The 18,189-nt window shown below is 60.2% G+C and carries 19 protein-coding genes; 8 read left to right on the top strand and 11 right to left on the bottom strand.

Going from position 1 to position 18,189, the window contains the following annotated elements:
* The first annotated feature begins 17 nt into the window (after window positions 1-17).
* The 4 genes from QWI20_RS15605 to QWI20_RS15590 all read left to right on the top strand — a co-directional run bounded on the left by QWI20_RS15605 (window position 18) and on the right by QWI20_RS15590 (window position 3,246).
* A complete protein-coding gene (locus QWI20_RS15605; RefSeq protein WP_369306250.1) occupies window positions 18-1,070 on the top strand; it encodes an ADP-ribosylglycohydrolase family protein in 1,053 nt (350 codons plus the stop codon).
* Between the two features lie 263 nt (window positions 1,071-1,333).
* The gene (locus tag QWI20_RS15600) at window positions 1,334-2,446 is read left to right on the top strand and encodes an endonuclease NucS domain-containing protein (RefSeq protein WP_369306249.1); all 1,113 of its coding nucleotides are present in this window, start codon (window positions 1,334-1,336) and stop codon (window positions 2,444-2,446) included.
* 47 nt (window positions 2,447-2,493) lie between these two features.
* Window positions 2,494-2,847 (top strand): hypothetical protein, encoded by a 354-nt coding sequence (locus QWI20_RS15595; RefSeq protein WP_369306248.1) that lies wholly within the window; start codon window positions 2,494-2,496, stop codon window positions 2,845-2,847.
* A gap of 66 nt (window positions 2,848-2,913) precedes the next feature.
* Window positions 2,914-3,246 carry a hypothetical protein gene (locus QWI20_RS15590; RefSeq protein ID WP_369306247.1) on the top strand — a complete coding sequence of 111 codons (333 nt, stop codon included), beginning with the start codon at window positions 2,914-2,916 and terminating at the stop codon, window positions 3,244-3,246.
* A gap of 48 nt (window positions 3,247-3,294) precedes the next feature.
* Here QWI20_RS15590 and QWI20_RS15585 read toward each other — a convergent pair whose 3' ends face one another.
* From QWI20_RS15585 to QWI20_RS15545, 9 genes are all read right to left on the bottom strand, one after another.
* A complete protein-coding gene (locus tag QWI20_RS15585) occupies window positions 3,295-3,735 on the bottom strand; it encodes an HIT family protein (RefSeq protein ID WP_369306246.1) in 441 nt (146 codons plus the stop codon).
* Complete coding sequence (locus tag QWI20_RS15580) at window positions 3,732-4,583, bottom strand: macro domain-containing protein (protein WP_369306245.1); 852 nt, start codon at window positions 4,581-4,583, stop codon at window positions 3,732-3,734. Before QWI20_RS15580 ends, QWI20_RS15585 begins: the two co-directional genes overlap by 4 nt.
* Window positions 4,583-5,092, bottom strand: a complete 510-nt coding sequence (locus tag QWI20_RS15575; RefSeq protein WP_369306244.1) for a TIR domain-containing protein — start codon at window positions 5,090-5,092, stop codon at window positions 4,583-4,585. The genes QWI20_RS15580 and QWI20_RS15575 overlap by 1 nt, the downstream gene beginning before the upstream one ends.
* A gap of 120 nt (window positions 5,093-5,212) precedes the next feature.
* Window positions 5,213-5,455 carry a hypothetical protein gene (locus tag QWI20_RS15570; protein ID WP_369306243.1) on the bottom strand — a complete coding sequence of 81 codons (243 nt, stop codon included), beginning with the start codon at window positions 5,453-5,455 and terminating at the stop codon, window positions 5,213-5,215.
* Window positions 5,452-6,186: a helix-turn-helix transcriptional regulator gene (locus QWI20_RS15565; RefSeq protein ID WP_369306242.1), complete on the bottom strand. Its 735-nt coding sequence runs from the start codon at window positions 6,184-6,186 to the stop codon at window positions 5,452-5,454. The genes QWI20_RS15570 and QWI20_RS15565 overlap by 4 nt, the downstream gene beginning before the upstream one ends.
* Before the next feature lie 441 nt (window positions 6,187-6,627).
* A complete protein-coding gene (gene ppa / locus QWI20_RS15560; RefSeq protein WP_065988394.1) occupies window positions 6,628-7,155 on the bottom strand; it encodes an inorganic diphosphatase in 528 nt (175 codons plus the stop codon).
* Window positions 7,156-7,262: 107 nt separating this feature from the next.
* The gene (locus QWI20_RS15555; RefSeq protein ID WP_369306241.1) at window positions 7,263-8,081 is read right to left on the bottom strand and encodes a zinc-dependent peptidase; all 819 of its coding nucleotides are present in this window, start codon (window positions 8,079-8,081) and stop codon (window positions 7,263-7,265) included.
* 4 nt (window positions 8,082-8,085) lie between these two features.
* Window positions 8,086-8,733, bottom strand: coding sequence for a DedA family protein (locus QWI20_RS15550; protein WP_369306240.1), 648 nt, complete (start codon window positions 8,731-8,733; stop codon window positions 8,086-8,088).
* 254 nt (window positions 8,734-8,987) lie between these two features.
* Window positions 8,988-10,508 carry an aldehyde dehydrogenase family protein gene (locus QWI20_RS15545; protein WP_369306239.1) on the bottom strand — a complete coding sequence of 507 codons (1,521 nt, stop codon included), beginning with the start codon at window positions 10,506-10,508 and terminating at the stop codon, window positions 8,988-8,990.
* A gap of 313 nt (window positions 10,509-10,821) precedes the next feature.
* Between QWI20_RS15545 and QWI20_RS15540 the strand changes: the two genes are divergently transcribed.
* The 4 genes from QWI20_RS15540 to QWI20_RS15525 all read left to right on the top strand — a co-directional run bounded on the left by QWI20_RS15540 (window position 10,822) and on the right by QWI20_RS15525 (window position 15,268).
* Window positions 10,822-12,726 (top strand): sigma-54-dependent Fis family transcriptional regulator, encoded by a 1,905-nt coding sequence (locus QWI20_RS15540; protein WP_369306238.1) that lies wholly within the window; start codon window positions 10,822-10,824, stop codon window positions 12,724-12,726.
* Between the two features lie 286 nt (window positions 12,727-13,012).
* On the top strand, window positions 13,013-14,362 hold the full coding sequence (mpl, locus tag QWI20_RS15535) for a UDP-N-acetylmuramate:L-alanyl-gamma-D-glutamyl-meso-diaminopimelate ligase (protein ID WP_369306237.1): 1,350 nt from the start codon (window positions 13,013-13,015) through the stop codon (window positions 14,360-14,362).
* Window positions 14,359-14,988: a flavin prenyltransferase UbiX gene (gene ubiX, locus QWI20_RS15530; protein WP_065988388.1), complete on the top strand. Its 630-nt coding sequence runs from the start codon at window positions 14,359-14,361 to the stop codon at window positions 14,986-14,988. Before mpl ends, ubiX begins: the two co-directional genes overlap by 4 nt.
* On the top strand, window positions 14,981-15,268 hold the full coding sequence (locus QWI20_RS15525) for a YceK/YidQ family lipoprotein (RefSeq protein ID WP_122536988.1): 288 nt from the start codon (window positions 14,981-14,983) through the stop codon (window positions 15,266-15,268). The genes ubiX and QWI20_RS15525 overlap by 8 nt, the downstream gene beginning before the upstream one ends.
* A gap of 263 nt (window positions 15,269-15,531) precedes the next feature.
* Here QWI20_RS15525 and QWI20_RS15520 read toward each other — a convergent pair whose 3' ends face one another.
* On the bottom strand, window positions 15,532-16,173 hold the full coding sequence (locus QWI20_RS15520) for an oxidoreductase (RefSeq protein WP_369306236.1): 642 nt from the start codon (window positions 16,171-16,173) through the stop codon (window positions 15,532-15,534).
* Between the two features lie 202 nt (window positions 16,174-16,375).
* Window positions 16,376-18,070, bottom strand: a complete 1,695-nt coding sequence (locus tag QWI20_RS15515) for a C13 family peptidase (protein ID WP_369306235.1) — start codon at window positions 18,068-18,070, stop codon at window positions 16,376-16,378.
* Window positions 18,071-18,189: the final 119 nt, after the last annotated feature.

Here is an 18,189-nt window from a genome sequence, read left to right as displayed (position 1 = left end):
AGTGAAAGGAAGCACAAATGAACAGACTTGAACGGATCAAAGGCTGCCTGCTCGGCGGCGCGGTAGGCGATGCGCTGGGTGCGCCGGTCGAATTTCTCAAATGGAACGCCATCCGCGCCACCTTCGGTGCGCGTGGCATTGTCGATTTCGCCCCGGCTTACGGTCGCGTGGGCGCCATCACCGACGACACGCAAATGATGCTCTTCACCGCTGAAGGTCTGCTGCGCGCTCATGTGCGCGGCATCTCCCGCGGTATTTGCCACATACCCGGCGTCATCCACCATGCGTTGCTGCGCTGGCTGATAACCCAGGATTACTCGCCGGCCACTGACGTCAGCCTGAACGGCTGGCTGGTGCATGAGCGCGAGTTGTGGTCCCGCCGCGCGCCCGGCCTCACCTGTCTAAGCGCATTGAAGGCCAGCACGGCATTTGGCGCTTTCGCCCAAAACGACAGCAAAGGGTGCGGCGCCGTCATGCGCGTCGCGCCGTGCGCTTTCTTCCCCAACGCTTTCGACAACGCCGCTGACTCCGGCCGTCTGACCCACGGTCACCCAACGGGCTACCTGGCGGGTGGTCTTTTCGCCGACATCCTGCAGCGCATCGTCGACCGCCAGGACAGCCTCGAAGACGCCATCGCCAAAAGCCTGGCCGAGCACGGCCAGAAGCCCGGCATGGAAGAAACACGTGCGCTGGTCGAACGCGTGCTCTTCTTTAGTTACGAAGGCCACCGCCCAACCCCCGAGCGGATCGAGGAGTTGGGCGGCGGATGGATCGCGGAAGAAGCTCTGGCGATCGGCATCTGGTGCGCACTCACTGCGACGTCGTTTGAAGACGGCGTGATCAATGCCGTGAACCACAGTGGGGACAGTGACAGCACCGGGCTGATTGCCGGGCATCTGCTGGGTATTCAGCACGGCGTAGAAGCGATCCCGGACCGCTGGCTTGCGCCGCTTGAGTTGCGTGAAGTGATTGAGGCGGTGGCGGAGGATATCGAGCGGGTGCCGAGGGTTTTTACGGGGTATGGCGGAGAGTTTGATGATGAGATTTGGAAGCGGTATCCGGGAGGCTGATAGGCCTGGGCGTTCTGATGAATGGACCGGCCATGGCAGGCTATCGATTTGGTCAGCGGCTTGCTGACCAAATGTAAGCGCTGGATATATCGCTGACATTTGAAATCTTTCGGCTGACCCCGGATGCTGTGCTCCCGATGTGCCTCTACCGGCAAGATAGTTCTTATGACGTGTATCGGCAGATTAACGCGATTCGCCGGTATCCTCGGTACTCGCTCAGAAAACAAGCTCAAGCGTTTTTTTCAATCCAGAAGGATCTAACTTTGCCAATCAAAACGGATATTTGGACCGTAGATGTTGCGCCCACCAAACTGGTACCGAGCCGATTGCCAAGCGAGCAGTTTCTCGAAGACATGATCGTGAATGCGCCAGACATCCTTTCGGATGAGTGGATGCTCATCGGCCGGCAGGAAAGTACCGGCATGGGCGGAAGAATCGATCTACTTGCAGTCGCTCCGGACGGTGCGTTGGTTCTGATTGAGCTCAAGCGGGATCGCACTCCCCGTGAGGTCGTTGCTCAAGCGATTGATTACGCAGTGTGGATTGAAAAACTACGCAGCGACGAAATCGAACTGATCTACAAACGTTTCCGGCCGGGCCGAAGTTTGGGTGAAGATTTCCGCCACCGGTTTGGGCGCATGCTGGGTGAAGGCGATCTGAACAACAGCCACCAGTTGATCATTGTCGCCACAGAACTGGACGCAAGCAGCGAGCGCATCGTTTCCTACCTAAGCGAGCGAGACATCCCGATCAACGTCCTGTGCTTTCAGATCTTTCAAGCTGGCGAGCGTCAACTGCTTAGTCGGTCGTGGCTGCTCGATCCTGCGCAGACTCAGGTCAATGCAGCATCAACGGGCGAGTCGCAAAACGAACCGTGGAATGGCGAGTTTTATTGCTCCTACGGGGTATCAACGGCGCGGTCGTGGGATGACGCGATCGAGTTCGGGTTCATCTCCGGGGGCGGCGGAAGTTGGTACAGCAAAACCCTGCGGGTACTTGCACCAGGCGACCGAGTTTGGGTGAACGTTCCGCAGCAAGGCTACGTCGGCGTATGCCGGGTCATCGCTGCCGCTGCGCCGGCCAGCGCGTATACAGTCACGAGGGATGGCGTCGACGTCCCGGTATTGGACGCGGCGACACGCGGCAGTTACCACGTTGAATTTTTCGATGACCTGGAACGGTGCGAATACTTCGTTGGCGTTGAATGGCTGCAGACGGTCCCGCTTTCGCAAGCCGTGCGCGAGGTTGGATTCTTTGGTAATCAGAACACCATATGCCGTCCTAGTACCCCGAAGTGGCGGTGGACGGTAGAGCGATTGAAAACCTTTTTTCAAAGGTTTGATGAGGGCGGCCTGGGCAATGGCGAGTTCCGTTAACTCATTTGGGGCTGAAGCGTCTTGTGAGGGGGCTCATGAGTAAGTACATGCATCTGCACAGTTTTATGTACGAGGTCGGCGAAGGCGTTGGCGAGTTTTTATCAGTTGAAGAAAAGGCAGGGTTCCAACCGCTCAATCTTCCAGAGATCGTAAGAAATTCCTTTGGTAAAGGAGAGATCGTGGACCTTGTCCACGCCGTGATTCTGAAGCGGCAGATTAGGTCTTACATTAGGCGATACATGACTGCTGACGGGTTGGCGTATGTGTACCCTCCATTCGGCCAGGAAACGTCGTTCGCAGAAGATTATTTTGAGGGTGATCTTTATGATTTCTTGTCGAGCGTTTTGGTCTTGCTGGATGCCGAAATCAAGGTCAGACGACAAAGGTTTTTCCGCTTCTAATCGTGCCGTTCAATGTAATTTAGGCTTCTAAGGCTGGGCATGCGATACGCATATATACATGGATTCATGTTCTCCGTCGGTGATGCAGTAGGCGAGTTTCTAACCGAAGAAGAAAAGGGAGAGTTCGAACCCCTCACGCTTCCCCAGATAGTCAAGCAATGCATCGGCTATGGGTTCCTGGATCTGCTGCACGCAATCCTGTTCAAACGAGAAATAAAGACCTATATCCGAAGGAATATGACGCTCGAAGGTTTGCAGTATGTCGATCCGCCTTTTGGTCAAGACACCTCTTTCGCCGAAGATTACTTCGAAGGCGACCTGTATGTATTCCTGACCACCGTATCCGCATTGCTCGACAGCGAAATCAAAATCCGAAGAAAAAAGCTTTTCGGATTCTGATTGGGAGACGGCGCAGGGTTGTTCGAAAGCGACTAGCGCGGCGGCAACCTATCCCGCCTCAAGCAACCGCCGCGCAATCTCATCCGTCTCCATCACCGATATCTCCTGCACCTCCCCAAACTCCGTCCCCCCACCCGGCAGCGTCCCCGCCACATGAAAGTGCACGTGCCCGATCGCCTGGCCCGCCGGCACGCCGTTGTTCTGCCAGACCGCGATCCCGGTTCTCGCGTACGCCTTTTCAATCAGCCTCGCCGCATTGCGCACTTCCACCGCCACCGCCGCCACTTCCTCGTCAGTCATTTCCAACAGCGAAGGCACGTGCCGCTGGGGCAGGACCAGCAAATGCGGATGACCCCGTTGTTCGCGGGTGACGAAGGTCGCGGTGTGTGCGGTGCAGGAGAGGATGGTGTAAGGCCGTTTACCTTTCAGGTACGCACAGAACGCGCAGTCGGGATTGTCCGGCAGATCAAGGCTGGTTTCCGGGTTCATGAGGACCTCAGTGATGACAGGAAAGACTGCAGTTCCAGCCGGTCAAGTTTTCGGTAGTCGTCGGGGCGGACGACGATGCGCAGCTCGTCGCAGACCTTCGAGTTGCGGGAGGCGAACATGAACGACAGCAGGGTGAAGCGAATGGCGTCCTGGGCGGGGAGCACGCTGGACAGTCGCGCCTGTCCGCCTCCGATCACCGGAATCGAAATCGTCCCGCCGTTGCCGCGTCGGGACACTTCGGCCCAGAGCGCGAGCAAGCCCTTCCACACTTTGTCCGGCGTGGAGCGCGCGACGTTCTGGGCGTCCATTTCGCAGTAGGCCAGGAAGAAGATCAGCCGGTGCGCATGCTTGAGCGTCGCGATGGTGCCGACACCGTATTGCACGTGTTTGCCTGGCTTGTTGAGCGTGCCGATGCAGGCCGTGTTGACCAGCGCGTCGTCCAGATGACGATCAAGTTCCTTAAGGTCGCCGCCGTAAAGCACCTGAAGCGCCTGACCCTGCAGGCTGGAGGTGGCAATGATGTTCGGCGTTTCCGTGTCGAAGGTGTCGTTAGTGCCGATCACCAGATGGCCGTCCTCCTTGAGAAGGTCGCCGGGCACGATGGTGATCCGCGTTTTCGGTGCGTTGTACTCCTCGGCAATCGGGCGCGGCCAGGCTTTGAACAGTGCGGCGGAAACTGACAGCGCGATGATCGCGATCAGAATGCCGAAACCCTCCATTGCGTGGCTGCCGGGGTAGATGACGTTGAAGGTCTGCATGATCGTCGACAGGCCGCCGACGCAGGCGAACAACGCCACCAGAAAGTGGCGCCAGAAGCGCCATGTCTGCATGTCCTGAAGGATGGTCATCACAGGCCCAGCTCGTCGTAGATTCTGCCGACATATCGATGGGGACCCTGCATCTCGCTCTTCGCGTAGCCCTCGACGTAATTGTCCAGCGCGTACTGAATGATTTTCGGCTGGAAGGACACAGACACGTTGAAGTGTTTTTGATCGATGAGCGGCTGGGGAATGTTGTCCGTGACGATGTTTCTGCTTTGGCAGAGATTGGCGATAACGATCGGAAGGTCGAGTTCGAGAATCACCTCGATTTCATAGGCAAGAAACGAATCCCCGTCACCGCCTTTGCGTCGGCCATCTTCGCTGCCCAGAAATATGACTTGCTTGGTGTTATTGAGGCGTTCGCGCAGTCGGCGTTTGATGGTCTCTGGCGAACTGCTGTCACGCGCTTCGAACAAGTCATGGGCATTGAAAAAGTCGAAGTCGATATTCTCGTTCTGCTTCCAGGCTTTCATCAGCCAGTAATGCTTGATGTCTTCACTGGCGAAGGCGATGTAGGTTTTGTTGCGATAACTCATGATGAACTTCCTGTATTGGAACGAAGGCGGTTGTCCGCTTCGTTGATTAAGGCGCTCAGTCCATTGATTGCCGATTGACGCGCGCGCGGAGGCGCCGCGTGGGTTAGCGGTGCGACGTATTCATGGGAAGTTAAAAAGCCGGCTTGTGGCCGGCTTCTCGGTGACGGGTTTGATTAGTTTTTGGCTAACCGCACCCGTCCGCAAAAGTGCGCGCTGCGAGGAGGCGCTTGTCAGGTAGACCGGGCAGGTCACGGAGACGGTGCCAGGTCGATCACCCATCGACGTGTGGCCGACGGGTGCTGAAACGAAGGCGTGCAGGATACCCATGTTGCTGGCATCTGCCCAGTTCTGAAACACGCTCATTGCGCGCCTCGCCCCAACGTTGCCGGGTGGCGGCGGTTATTGAGGGTCGACCACCAAAAGATCCACCCCAAAATATGAATGTGCTGAGCCTGAACCTGTTCGGCGCTGAAGACCTCGTCCGGGTACTCGGCACAATTGTGGCTGCGCAGACGCAAACCGCCGCCCGGCAGGCGATACAGGTATTTCACCCGCAGCATGCCGTCGTGTTCGAGGGCGTACATTTCGCCATCGATGATCTGCACGCGTCCGCGATCAATGCCAATCAGCGAGCCGTCCTGAATCTTGTCCGCCATGCTGTTGCCGACCATTGCTACACAAATGGCGTTGTGCAGCTCCACGTCCATGGTTTCGAGCACGCGCCGGGACAGGCGCACTTTGTGGTTGTGGATTTCGCCCACCGCCGTCCGGCCGGAGCTTTGCGTCTCCAGTTCGGTGTAGACGGGCATTTCCAGTTCTTCGCGTGCGCTTCGCTCGACCCGGGGTGGTTGAGTGTCTGGCTGCTGGGCAATTGAGCGGTCTTGTCCGGGGTGCTTCGGGCCCTCGCCGCTGCGCAGCCAGCGCGCGTTGACGCTCAGCAGTTCAGCGACTTCTTCAATACGCGCCATGGGAATGCCGCGCTTGAACCAGTTGTTCACGTGTTGCGGCGTAACTTTTCGGTTGGCGGCAAAGTCCGTCGCGGAGAGATGGCACTCTCGCAAAAGGCCGCGCAGTCGATCACCTGATGTATTCATGGGCCGAAGTTTACGGCGGGTTGAAGCTCGTTTAAATGAACGAAGTGTTCAAATGAGCACGCCGTCATGCCTGGGCGTGAATGTAAGGATTACAACGTTCGGCTGTTTTTGTAGGCCGATTCATTGACTGTTTTCTTTTGCATCAACAATGGCTGAAGCCGATGTCATTATTGGTCTTAGGCCATTAACGAACGCAAAGGCCTGACTAAAGCGGCCGTCAGGGAAGTTTGAATCAAGCGGTGTTGCTCCAATAAGAAATTCAAACGGCGCCAATAAACACGCTGTGTGTGGAAGGCGGGTTTTAAACATTTGTGTAAGGACGAAGGGCGAAAAAAAGCGGGATGTATGGGGGAGGGGGTGTTCAAAAAGCAGAAAACGGGAACGTGCGTGTCAAGCGTGGCCCCGTCGAAGCGGCGAGCGCTTCGGCGGGGCACAACCGGATCAGCCCTTGTAGGCCGCGACCGATTTGGTGATCGCTTCGCGAGCGGCGTCAGCGCCGGCCCAGCCTTCGATCTTCACCCATTTGCCTTTTTCGAGGTCTTTATAGTTCGCGAAGAAGTGCTCGATCTGCTGGATCAGCAGCGGTGGCAGATCGGTGTATTCCTTCACGTCCACGTACAGCTGGGACAGCTTGTCGTGCGGGACTGCGATGACTTTGGCATCGCCGCCGCCGTCGTCGGTCATGTTCAGCACGCCGACCGGACGGGCGCGAATCACGGAACCCGGGGTCACCGGATAAGGCGTCACGACCAGCACGTCGAGGGGGTCGCCGTCGTCAGCCAGGGTGTTGGGGATAAAACCGTAGTTGGCCGGGTAGAACATCGGGGTGGCCATGAAACGGTCAACGAAAAGGCAGTCGCTTTCTTTGTCGATTTCGTACTTGATCGGCGCGTGGTTGGCCGGGATCTCGATTGCGACGTAGATGTCATTCGGCAGGTCTTTACCGGCCGGAATCTTGCTGTAGCTCATTGGGCTTTGCCCCCTTGGTTGACCATTCAGAATCTGGCATGCAACGCCAAAAAGTGGCCCGGATTATAGGCACATTCCCGGAGCGTTGCCATGCGTGACGGCAGGCTTCAGGCGTCGTGTTGAGCCTGATAGACCGGGTTGTCGCGCTGAAGTGCCGTCAGTCGCGCCAACGGATCCTGCCGATAGAACGCTTTCAGTTGCCCGTAGACGGCGGGATAGGCCTCGACGAGCAAATCCGGGGCGCTGAAGAAGTACTCGCTGATGACCGCAAAGAACTCGGCCGGGTTTTCCGCAGCGTAGGGGTCGATGGCGGTCTCGGCGTCCGGGTCGGCGTCGAGTTGCCGATTGAGATCGTCGTACGCGCTCTGCATGGCGCTGGCCCAGTCACTGACGCGCATGTCGGGGTGCAGCGGCGGCAGGCCGTTCGCCTCGCCGTTGAGCATGTCCAGCTTGTGCGCCAGTTCGTGGATCACCAGGTTGTAGGCTTCCCATCCGCCGCTGGTCAGCACACCTGGCCAAGCCAGAATCACCGGGCCTTGGGACCACGCTTCTCCGCTGTGCTCACCATCCCATTCGTGTTCGATGCCGCTGGCATCGCGGTGGCGTTGCGGGCTGATGAAGTCGTCGCCGTAGAGGATGATTTCGTGAAAACCCTGATACCAGTTCAGATCGCCCAGGGCGAGTAACGGCAGCTGCGCCTGAGCAGCCAGAAACAGCCGCGATTCGTCATCCAGCTCGACGCCTTCCAGCGCCGTCAGGTGTTTGGCTTGCAGAAACAGCACGCAGCTGTCGAGCAGGTAGCGGTCTTCTTCGGCGCTCAGGCCGTCGAGGATCGGCAGGCGCTGGCATGCGCGCTCCCACAGTTGCGGATCGACCCGATGGCGCGCCAGCGTGCGCCGTTTGCGCCATTCCCGGAACGACCACATGGGCTCAGCGCGCCTCGGCGGAGCGACCTGCGCGGCTGCGGATCAGTCCGATGATCATCGGCAGCAGCGAGATCAGAATGATCGCCAGCACCAGCAGCGTCAGGTTCTTCTTGATGAACGGGATGTTGCCGAAGAAGAAGCCCAGGGTCACCAGCCCGCCCACCCACAGCACAGAGCCCAGTACGCTGAAGCCGAGAAAGCGCAGGTAAGGCATGCGGCCAAGACCGGCCACGAAGGGTGCGAAGGTGCGAATGATCGGCAGGAAGCGCGCGAGGGTGACGGTCTTGCCGCCGTGGCGACCATAGAATTCCTGGGTTTTGGTCAGGTAATCGCGACGGAAGATTTTCGAATTCGGGTTGCTGAACAGCTTGTCGCCGGCTGTGCGGCCGATGATGTAGTTGGTGCTGTCGCCGAGGATCGCCGCTGCCATCAGCAGGCACGCCAGCAACACCGGGTCCATGGCGCCACCGGCCGCCACGGCGCCCGCGATGAACAGCAGCGAATCGCCGGGCAGGAAAGGCATCACCACCAGGCCGGTTTCGCAAAAGATCACCAGAAACAGAATCGCGTAAACCCAGGTGCCGTATTGGGTCACAAGCAGGTCGAGGTAAACGTCGAGGTGAAGAATCAGATCAAGCGGATTGAAATCCATGTAGGCACCTGGTTTTGAGACCCGATCCGGGTCGTGCGGGGCGAAGAGGGGAAATGTGGGCGCCATTATAGAAGGAAGCGTCGCGATTATGGCGGCCGATATGCCGTCTTCGTGAGCAAGCTCACTCCCACAGGGGTAGCGTCTGTTGCTCGCCATTGCGGCGTCTGGACGGAGGCGTGCCCTATTGAAAGCCCATCGCCACCAACAAAAACGGCCTCCGAAGAGGCCGTTACGTGTCGCCCGATTACGCTAAATCAAAAGAAGCCCAGCGGATTGATGTCGTAGCTCACCAGCAGGTTTTTCGTCTGCTGATAGTGCTCGAGCGCGACCTTGTGGGTTTCGCGGCCGACGCCGGATTTCTTGTAACCGCCAAACGCGGCATGGGCCGGGTACAGGTGGTAGCAGTTGGTCCACACGCGACCGGCCTTGATTGCCCGGCCCACGCGATACGCGCGATTGATGTCGCGGGTCCAGACGCCAGCGCCCAGGCCGAACTCGGTGTCGTTGGCGATGGCCAGGGCTTCAGCTTCGTCCTTGAAGGTGGTCACGCTCACCACCGGGCCGAAGATTTCTTCCTGGAAGACGCGCATCTTGTTGTTGCCTTTGAGCAGCGTCGGCTGGATGTAATAACCAGTCGCCAGCGAGCCTTCGAGCTTCTCGACCTTGCCGCCGGTCAGCAGCTCGGCGCCTTCGCCCTGGGCGATTTCAAGGTACGAAAGAATCTTGTCGAACTGCTGCTGCGACGCCTGCGCACCGACCATGGTGTCGGTGTCCAGCGGATCGCCGCGCTGGATCTTCAGGATCTTCTTCATCACCACTTCCATGAACTGCGGGTAGATCGACTCCTGAACCAGGCAGCGGGACGGGCAGGTGCAGACTTCGCCCTGGTTGAAGAACGCCAGCACCACGCCTTCAGCGGCTTTGTCGATGAACTCCGGCTCGGCCTGCATGATGTCTTCGAAGAAGATGTTCGGCGACTTGCCGCCCAGTTCCACGGTGGACGGGATGATGCTGTCGGCGGCCAGTTTCATGATGTGCGAACCCACCGGCGTCGAACCGGTGAAGGCGATCTTGGCGATGCGTTTGCTGCTGGCCAGCGCTTCACCCGCTTCGCGGCCATAACCCTGCACCACGTTGAGCACGCCTTTCGGCAACAGATCGCCGATCAGCTCCATCAGCACGGTAATACCCAGCGGCGTTTGCTCGGCAGGTTTGAGAACGATGCAGTTACCGGCGGCGAGGGCGGGCGCAAGTTTCCAGGCGGCCATCAGCAGTGGGAAGTTCCACGGGATGATCTGCCCGACCACGCCCAGCGGCTCGTGAATGTGATACGCCACGGTGTTGCCGTCGATCTCCGCAGCCGAGCCTTCCTGGGCACGCAGCACGCCGGCGAAATAACGGAAGTGATCGACGGCGAGGGGGATGTCCGCGTTGAGGGTTTCGCGCACGGCTTTGCCGTTGTCCCAAGTCTCGGTGACCGCCAGCAATTCCAGATTCTGTTCGATACGGTCAGCGATTTTCAGCAGGGTCAGCGAGCGTTCCTGCACCGAGGTTTTGCCCCACGCATCGGCCGCGGAATGGGCGGCGTCGAGGGCTTTATCGATGTCTTCGGCGGTCGAGCGAGGGAATGTTGCGATCAGCTTGCCGGTGATCGGCGAGGTGTTTTCGAAGTACTGGCCTTTGACCGGCGGCACGAATTCGCCACCGATGTAATTGCCGTACTGGGTCTTGAAGGTAACGATTGAGCCTTCAGTACCGGGGTGGGCATAACGCATGGTGAATATCTCCTTGCTCTTGTGATTGTCTGGGGATAACGCGTTGCGGCACATGACTAGGTCGCATGGCTAGAGCGTAGAGCAAAGCGCGGGCCACTGCCGTCTGGTGCCCGTTTTACGGGGACTTTGTGGATGGATCGTCTGGTCCTGGCCGAGTGGTGTATCAACGGCGGGGCGGCGGGAGTGACACTTTGTACCCCCGGCGTGACAGTTTGGCGGCCCCCGCCTTTCGCAGCATTGCAATGAATCCGGGCGAGGAGGATGCTGAGTCGCAAATCCTCCGCAGAGCCCCGGCTCAGGATGAAGAATAAAAATGCACAGCAATCACCTGACGCGCCACGCCGAACAAGTGCTGACCGTTACCCAAGGCAAAACACCCCATCACCTTGCTACCGACCCCTCCATTGCCCGGTCATGGTTGCGGTGTCTGGAGGACTATCACCTCGACCCCGCGCAAGCCATGGCGCCGACCGTGCTTGAGCACGCGCGGGTGCTGGAAAGTCGCGAGCAGTTGCAGCAGGTCCTGACCATCGCCGGCGACGAGATGAACAGCTTGCACCGCCAGCTTGCCGGTGGCAGCGCGGTGCTGCTGACGGATGCCCGCGGGATCATCCTCAACTGCGTGACCGAGCCGGGCGATCGTCGGATTTTCGAGCGCGCCGGTCTGTGGCTGGGCGCCGACTGGAGCGAGGCGCGGGAGGGCACCAACGGCATCGGCACCTGCCTGGTCGAGCGTCAGTCGGTGACGATCCATCGCGATGAGCATTTTCGCGGGCGCCACACCGGGCTGACCTGTTCGGCGAGCCCGGTGTTCGATCCCCATGGCGATCTGCTTGCGGTGCTGGACGTGTCGTCGGCCCGTCACGACGTGTCCCGGCAGAGCCAGTTTCACACCATGGCCCTGGTGAATCTGTCGGCGAAGATGATCGAAAGCAGTTATTTCCTGCGCCATTTCGATGACCAGTGGCTGCTGCGTTTTCACCTTCAGGCCGGCGCGGTCGGTTTGTTCAGCGAAGGGCTGCTGGCGTTCGACGGCGAGGGCCGCGTCAGTGCGCTGAACCAGAGCGCGCTGAATCTGCTCGGCTTGAGCCGTGGCGATCTGGTCGGGCAGGGCGTGGAAACGTTGTTTGACTGCTCGCTGGATGAACTGCTGAGCCGCGCTTCGCCGGACGCCGCCGCCAGTTGGCCGCTGCGCACGCGTGACGGACGGGGATTCTTCGCCGTGCTGCGTGGGCAATCCCGCGCCGAGTTGAAGGGCCTTGCTACGCCGGTGGTCAGCAAGAAGGCGGTGCCGCTCGCCTCGAGTGATATCTGCCTGGGCGATGCGTCGCTGCAAACTGATTTCCGTCGCGCGCTGAAGGTATTCGAGCGCGACGTGCCGTTGCTGATCAACGGTGAAACGGGCTCTGGCAAGGAGGCGTTTGCCAAGGCAGTGCATCAGGCGAGTCAGCGCTCCACCAAGCCATTCGTGGCGCTGAACTGCGCGGCCATTCCGGAAAGCCTGATCGAGAGCGAGCTGTTCGGTTATCGCGGCGGCAGCTTTACCGGCGCGCGTAAAGAAGGCATGCGCGGCAAGCTGCAACAGGCCGATGGCGGCACGTTGTTTCTGGATGAGATCGGCGACATGCCGGTGGCGTTGCAGACCCGTTTACTGCGAGTGCTGGAAGACCGGCTGGTGGTACCGATTGGCGGCGAGCCGCAAGCGGTGGATGTACGACTGATCAGCGCGACCCACCGGAATCTGCTGGAGCGGGTGGAGGACGGCAGCTTTCGCGAGGATTTGTTTTATCGGCTCAACGGGCTGGAAATCGCTTTGCCGCCATTGAGAGAGCGGAGTGATAGGGCGCAGTTGCTGGAGTTGTTGCTGAAGCAGGAGGCGGGTGGGCTTCCGATTGTGATTGAAACGAAGGCGAGGCAAGCGCTGCTCGACTTCAGCTGGCCCGGCAACGTGCGGCAGATGCGCAACGTGCTGCGTACTTTGGCGGCACTGTGTGATGAAGGGCGAATTGGTTTTGATGACCTGCCGGTGACGATTCGGCAGGGGAGTGCGCAGACCAATTCCGATGTGGCCCATTCCCCATTGGACGACGCCGAACGCGCAGCGCTCATCGCCACCCTGGAAACCCAGCGCTGGCACATGACCCACGCCGCCCGGGAGCTGGGGGTGAGCCGGAATACGCTGTACAGAAAGCTGCGCAAGCATGGGATTAATCGCTAAGGCCCCTCGGTGGATGAAGCCGGTGTGAGTTCTCTTGATACTGCGGCGTGGCACCTGACGCCTTCCCGGCTAAAGCCGGTCCCACTAGGGCGTCGCGTTCAGCCAGTATGACCGGCTTTAGCCGGGAAGAGGCCGGCATGAACACCATCAATTCTGCAGTGTGCACGCGGTCTTTTAGTGGGACCGGCTTCAGCCGGGAAGGGGCCGGTGGGAGCACCAGCAATTCCCCCGTGCGCATCCACTGCCTTCTACGCTAACCTGCGGCCCATGTTCTAAGAGGTCGGTCATGCACATTCATATTCTGGGTATCTGCGGCACATTCATGGGTTCGCTGGCGGTGCTCGCCAAGGATCTGGGCCATAAAGTCACGGGCTCCGATGCCAACGTCTACCCGCCGATGAGCACACAGCTCGAAGCGCAGGGCATTCAGTTGATGCAGGGTTACGACCCTTCGCACCTCGAACCGGCACCGGATCTGGTGGTGGTCGGCAACGCCATGTCGCGCGGCAATCCGGCGGTCGAGTATGTCCTGAACAAGGGCCTGCCCTACGTTTCCGGGCCGCAGTGGCTGGCCGATCACGTCCTGCGCGGTCGTTGGGTGCTCGCCGTCGCAGGCACCCACGGCAAAACCACCACCAGCAGCATGCTCGCCTGGGTGCTGGAACACGCCGGAATGGCCCCGGGCTTCCTGATCGGCGGCGTGCCGCAGAACTTCGATGTCTCGGCGCGTCTCGGTGATACCCCGTTCTTCGTCGTCGAGGCGGATGAATACGACAGCGCCTTCTTCGACAAGCGCTCCAAGTTCGTCCATTACGGCCCGCGCACCGCCATCCTCAACAACCTGGAATTCGATCACGCCGACATCTTCCCCGATCTCCCGGCCATTGAACGACAGTTCCACCACCTCGTGCGCACCATTCCGAGCGAAGGCCTGGTCATTCACCCGACCACCGAGCCCGCACTGGAGCGCGTGATTCAAATGGGCTGCTGGACGCCGGTGCAAACCACGGGCGAGGGCGGTCAATGGCAGGCGAACCTGCTCAGCGAGGACGGCTCGACATTCGAAGTGCTGTTCGAAGGTGCGGTCCAGGGCGTCGTCGATTGGGGCATGACCGGCCAGCACAACGTTGCGAATGCCTTGGCGACCCTCGCCGCCGCCCGCCACGTTGGCGTTGTGCCGCAGCAGGGCGTTGAAGCGCTGAGTGCGTTCAAGAGCGTGAAGCGGCGCATGGAAAAGGTCGCCGACGTGCGCGGTATCACCATCTACGATGACTTCGCCCACCACCCGACCGCCATCGCTACCACGCTGGACGGTCTGCGCAAGAAGGTCGGCGATGCGCCGATCATCGCCATCGTCGAGCCGCGGTCCAACTCCATGAAGCTCGGCGCCCACCGCGACGGTCTGCCGGAAAGCGTTGTTCAGGCCGATCAGGTGGTCTGGTATGCGCCGGCCAATCTGGGCTGGGATCTGGCGGCAACAGCGGCCCAGTGCACCATTCCATCGTTGGTCTGCGACAGCCTCGACGGCATCATCGAGTGTGTGAAAAATCAGGCTGTGCCCGGCACCCACGTGGTGATCATGAGCAACGGCGGCTTCGGCGGCCTGCACGGCAAACTCGCGGAGGCTCTGAAATGAGCGGCCCGGAACGCATCACCCTGGCGATGACCGGCGCGTCCGGCGCGCAATACGGCCTGCGCCTGCTGGACTGCCTGGTACGCGAAGACCGCGAAGTGCATTTCCTCATCTCCAAGGCCGCGCAGTTGGTCATGGCCACGGAAACCGACGTCAACCTGCCGCCCAAACCGCAGATGATGCAGGCGTTCCTAAACGAATACACCGGCGCGACCGCAGGCCAGATTCGCGTGTACGGCAAGGAAGACTGGATGTCGCCGGTGGCGTCCGGTTCCGGTTCGCCGAGTGCGATGGTCGTGGTGCCGTGTTCGACCGGGACGCTGTCGGCAATCGCCACGGGCGCCTGCAACAACCTGATCGAGCGCGCCGCGGACGTGACGTTGAAGGAGCGTCGGCAGTTGATTCTGGTGCCCCGCGAGGCGCCGTTTTCCAGCATTCATCTGGAGAACATGCTCAAGCTGTCGAACATGGGCGCGGTGATTCTGCCGGCATCGCCTGGTTTCTATCACCAGCCGCAGACGATCGACGATCTGGTGGATTTCGTCGTCGCGCGGATTCTCAATCTGCTTAACATCCCCCAGGACATGCTGCCGCGCTGGGGCGAGCATCACTTTGGTGCTGATGAATAAGCTCGTCGTCATTGCCCTGGGCCTGTTGCTGACGACGGGCTGCTCGACCGTGCGCACCCTCGACGCCAATCAGCCCGGCGCGCCGGTGGTTTACGCCGGTACGCGACTGGATCTGTACGCCATTGAAGGCGGCTGCTGCGAGAAGGATCGCTTCGGCACCGAGGCGCCGAAATACCCGATGCTTGACCTGCCCGGCAGCGCGCTGCTCGACACGCTGCTGCTGCCGCTGTCGATCCTCACCGCGCTGGGTGTGGGATTTCAGGCTACGGGCGGGATGTAACTCAGAACGGCGATCCCTGTAGGAGTGAGCTTGCTCGCGAAAGCGGTCTATGTCCTGTCGGAGATACGTCGGATGTGATGGCCTCTTCGCGAGCAAGCTCACTCCTACAATATGCTGCGGTGTCCGGGCCGAATGCATTCCATGTAGGAGTGAGCTTGCTCGCGATTGCAGTGTTACCGGCCCTTTAAGGGTGACTGTCAGAGCGCGTTCGTGAGCAAGCTCACGCCTACACAGTTTTTGCTGTCAGCTTGAGCAGTGCTCAGTCATTTCCCCAACCGCCGCAAATCATCCGACTCAACCACCCGCACCCCCTCCTGCTCTTCCAGCGCCAGGCGCCACAACGCGCGGGCGAGGTTGCAGGCTTCGATGCCGCCATATTTGCCGGGAATCAGCTTGGCAATCGGCGCGGCCAGCTGTTCCACAAATCGCTGATCCTGCCGCTCGCCAATCAACAACGACGGCTGGGCGATGGTCAGTTGTGGCCAGCCCTGAAGCTTCAGCGCTTCTTCCATCTCGCCTTTGACGCGGCTATAAAAGATGCTCGATTGCGGGTCGGCGTTTACCGCGCTGATCACCAGCAGATGACGCGCACCCAACTCGCGGGCGCGTTTGCCGAACGCGACGACCATGTCCAGATCGACGGCCCGGAACGCTTCCTGGGAACCGGCCTGTTTGATCGTGGTGCCCAGGCAGCAGAAAGCGATGTCGACAGGACCTTCTAGGGTGGGCAGCAAACTCTGGAGATCGCCGACCGGGTTTTCCAGCCGTGGATGTTCAGCCAGAGGACGACGGCTGGGGGCGAGGAGGCGGGTGACAGTGGGTTCGTTAAGCAGGCGGTCGAGCAAGTGCTCGCCAGTCAATCCGGTAGCTCCGGCAAGCAAAATGTGCTGAGGCGTCAAGTACATGATCTTTCTCCCTTGATACGCCACAAGCATAGGCGCTGTACCGGAACAGACTGCGAGCGAAGCGGGAGGGTTTCACAAAAACACATGAAATGTTCGCGCATCCCGCATTTGAGCTTGGATCAATCTGTGGGAGCCGGTTTGCAGGCGAACCCGCCCGGCCCCTTCCCGGCTGAAGCCGGTCCTACATTGGGTGCGATGGCACTCAGCGCCGCACCGTATTCAACGCGCGCTCCGCCTGGCTCTTGCGCAGCTGCCGCCAGTGGGCGACCACGCCTTTCGGCGCCCACATCTGCGGCTCGGAGGCTTCGAAGCTTTCGTCCGTCTCACGCTGGGCGACGATGTCTTTTGCCTCATTGAACGCTTGCACCAGGTCGTCGGTTTCCACCAGCGCCTTGCCGAACAGCGCCTCGCCGAAGTAGGTGAAATCAGCTTCCTCGGAGCAGCCAAACGACACTCGATCTTCACGTGAAGCGGTAATCACCATCGTCCGCTCGTCCTTGATCGCCGGAATGAAACCGCCCGAATAGCACGCGGATATCACCACCACCTTGTCGCGATTCTTCAGCGGCGCCAGCACGCCGGCCATCTCGTTGGCGGGCAAGTCGGACAGCTCCAGACGCGGCTGATCCAGCACCAGCTCGTGTTCATGGGTGCCGTGGCTGGTCAGGTAAATGAAGATCAAATCTTCCGGACCACTGCGTTTGGCCAATGTCTGCACGGCGCGGCTGATGGTCTCGCGGGTTGCCATCGGGCGATCAGCCATGTGATCGCGGTGATTGACCAGCGTGATCTGGCCGAACGCACCGAAGCGCGTCGCGAGCAGTTTGTTGACGTAATCGGCCTCGCGCAGAAAAACGCTCTGCTTGCCATCGCCGCCCACGACGAGGCTGTAGAGCTCAATGGCCGGCGTGGAGGCAGGCACGGCGGCGAGGGCTTTATCAACAAGGGCACCCTGGGCGAGCAGGCCGATTTCCAAGGGATCGGGCAGCAGTTTGCCGGCGGCGTCGCGCACCCGCTGGCCGTTCGACCAGGTGCCGCTCTGTACTTCGCCTTCCGCCGTGGTCAGCACGCCGCTGCCTTGATAGTTGTCGTTCTCGAACTGCCCGATGTACACGCTGCCGTCCGGGAGCTTCAGGCTGCCTGATCCGGAGAAGCGCCAGTTCTTGAAGTCGCCTTGGTAGCGCGTGCCGTCGGCGCCGATCAACTCGCCCTTGCCGGTGAACGCGCCATCCTTGAACTGCCCCGACCAGACATCGCCATCGGCGTTTTCGTAGCGACCACGACCGTTGAGCTGATTGTTGTGAAAGCCGCCGACATATTGATCGCCATCGGCGCTGTTGAAATTGCCCGTGCCTTCAAGCTGCCCGTCGACGAACTTGCCGCTGAACTGGTTGCCCGCCGAATCGTTGCGCTGGCCTTCGCCGTTGGGTTTGCCGTGGGCGAACTGGCCTTGATACTCGCTGCCGTCGTCCAGTTCCAGATGCCCGGCGCCGTCGTACAGGTCGGCCTTGAACTCGCCGCGATAACTCATGCCGTGCTCTTTCAGCGTGCCTTCGCCGTCGCGCCGCCCCAGCTTGTAGCCGCCGACGTAACTGCCGGCGCTGGTGGTCAGCGAGCCCTGCCCATGGAAAAGCCCGTCCTGAAAACCGCCCTTGTACACGTCGCCATTGCTGGCGTGCCACTCGCCCTGGCCGTTCCATTGACCGTTCTTGAATTCCCCGGCGTACCAGCTGCCATTGGGGTAATCGATCCGGCCCTTGCCTTGCAGCACGCCATTGATCACGTCGCCGCGATAGCGTCCGCCGTCGGGCAGGCGAGCGTCCGGGGGCAACAGCGATTCGCCGTCGCCGCAAGCGGTAAGAAGGAGGGTCAGGGCCAAAGGAGCAAACGCGCGCATGGTAAATCCCGAAAAAAAGATGTTTCGGCGTGATCTGATCGCGTACGTGTATCGAGTCGCTCACACAGCCGCAGCGAGTATGCCGCAGCGAGGAACGCTCATGAAACAGTCTGTTACGA

This window comes from Pseudomonas sp. W2-17, from assembly GCF_041060445.1.
Lineage (GTDB): Bacteria > Pseudomonadota > Gammaproteobacteria > Pseudomonadales > Pseudomonadaceae > Aquipseudomonas.
The sequence above is the reverse complement of the archived record's forward strand: the minus strand, read 5'-3'. Positions and strand labels throughout refer to the sequence as shown.

Bases quoted from the DNA above. Each gene is read 5' to 3' on its own strand.
- QWI20_RS15605 (WP_369306250.1), top strand. From the start codon at position 18: ATGAACAGACTTGAACGGATCAAAGGCTGCCTGCTCGGCGGCGCGGTA.
- QWI20_RS15545 (WP_369306239.1), bottom strand. From the start codon at position 10,508: ATGCGTTATGCCCACCCCGGTACTGAAGGCTCAATCGTTACCTTCAAG.
- QWI20_RS15520 (WP_369306236.1), bottom strand. From the start codon at position 16,173: ATGTACTTGACGCCTCAGCACATTTTGCTTGCCGGAGCTACCGGATTG.
- QWI20_RS15580 (WP_369306245.1), bottom strand. From the start codon at position 4,583: ATGACCATCCTTCAGGACATGCAGACATGGCGCTTCTGGCGCCACTTT.
- QWI20_RS15570 (WP_369306243.1), bottom strand. From the start codon at position 5,455: ATGAGCGTGTTTCAGAACTGGGCAGATGCCAGCAACATGGGTATCCTG.
- QWI20_RS15525 (WP_122536988.1), top strand. From the start codon at position 14,981: ATGAATAAGCTCGTCGTCATTGCCCTGGGCCTGTTGCTGACGACGGGC.
- mpl (WP_369306237.1), top strand. From the start codon at position 13,013: ATGCACATTCATATTCTGGGTATCTGCGGCACATTCATGGGTTCGCTG.
- QWI20_RS15595 (WP_369306248.1), top strand. From the start codon at position 2,494: ATGCATCTGCACAGTTTTATGTACGAGGTCGGCGAAGGCGTTGGCGAG.
- QWI20_RS15565 (WP_369306242.1), bottom strand. From the start codon at position 6,186: ATGAATACATCAGGTGATCGACTGCGCGGCCTTTTGCGAGAGTGCCAT.
- QWI20_RS15585 (WP_369306246.1), bottom strand. From the start codon at position 3,735: ATGAACCCGGAAACCAGCCTTGATCTGCCGGACAATCCCGACTGCGCG.
- QWI20_RS15550 (WP_369306240.1), bottom strand. From the start codon at position 8,733: ATGGATTTCAATCCGCTTGATCTGATTCTTCACCTCGACGTTTACCTC.
- QWI20_RS15590 (WP_369306247.1), top strand. From the start codon at position 2,914: ATGTTCTCCGTCGGTGATGCAGTAGGCGAGTTTCTAACCGAAGAAGAA.
- ppa (WP_065988394.1), bottom strand. From the start codon at position 7,155: ATGAGCTACAGCAAGATTCCGGCCGGTAAAGACCTGCCGAATGACATC.
- QWI20_RS15540 (WP_369306238.1), top strand. From the start codon at position 10,822: ATGCACAGCAATCACCTGACGCGCCACGCCGAACAAGTGCTGACCGTT.
- QWI20_RS15515 (WP_369306235.1), bottom strand. From the start codon at position 18,070: ATGCGCGCGTTTGCTCCTTTGGCCCTGACCCTCCTTCTTACCGCTTGC.
- QWI20_RS15575 (WP_369306244.1), bottom strand. From the start codon at position 5,092: ATGAGTTATCGCAACAAAACCTACATCGCCTTCGCCAGTGAAGACATC.
- QWI20_RS15555 (WP_369306241.1), bottom strand. From the start codon at position 8,081: ATGTGGTCGTTCCGGGAATGGCGCAAACGGCGCACGCTGGCGCGCCAT.
- ubiX (WP_065988388.1), top strand. From the start codon at position 14,359: ATGAGCGGCCCGGAACGCATCACCCTGGCGATGACCGGCGCGTCCGGC.